Here is a 606-nt window from a genome sequence, read left to right as displayed (position 1 = left end):
CTACTGGCCCACGAAATAGTCTTCCAAATTCAGTGGTAAGCTTGAGCCAATTATCATGAGGAATATTCAACCGCATCAGTAGCTTGGTACTCTTTTCACTTATCGAACCTCGCTTATCATCGCGAATACAGCGCCCGGTATCATCCACCAATTCAAGATAATCTTTGAGCCCAAACGCAATACCACTGCGCTGGTTATCGCATTCATTGCCGATAAAGGGCAGTAGCTTGGCGGGTTGTTCGCATTTCAAGGCTGCCTGAATACGTAGCCGAATGCTGGTATGTTCTGACTGCTCAGGCGTATCGGCCATCTTGGCTCTGATGGGGTTGAGGTCAACGTAGGCCATGCAGGTTAACACTGCGGCTTCATCAAGTAAGGCTTGTGACTTAAATCTTCCCTCCCAGAATCGACCGGTACAGTTATCTTCCTGATTGGCTTGACGCGCTATCGGTTCATTAAGACAACGCATGAACCAACTGATGTCACATAACCTGCTGCGATAAATTGCAATAGTATGCTTCAGCCTGGGGACTTCATACGCTTCAATCAGCTCACCTTGGGTGAATTTGCGGGTTAACTCATCACCTTTGAACAGCTTATGCCATT

Annotated in this window: 1 pseudogene; it reads right to left on the bottom strand. The window is 47.2% G+C overall.

The features are described 5' to 3' along the window. Positions 1 to 606: pseudogene (locus RC73_RS19675) on the bottom strand (transposase); the annotation flags it as partial.

It is taken from the genome of Shewanella sp. ECSMB14102, from assembly GCF_000813075.1.
In the GTDB taxonomy this organism is placed as follows: domain Bacteria; phylum Pseudomonadota; class Gammaproteobacteria; order Enterobacterales; family Shewanellaceae; genus Shewanella; species Shewanella indica.
The sequence above is the reverse complement of the archived record's forward strand: the minus strand, read 5'-3'. Positions and strand labels throughout refer to the sequence as shown.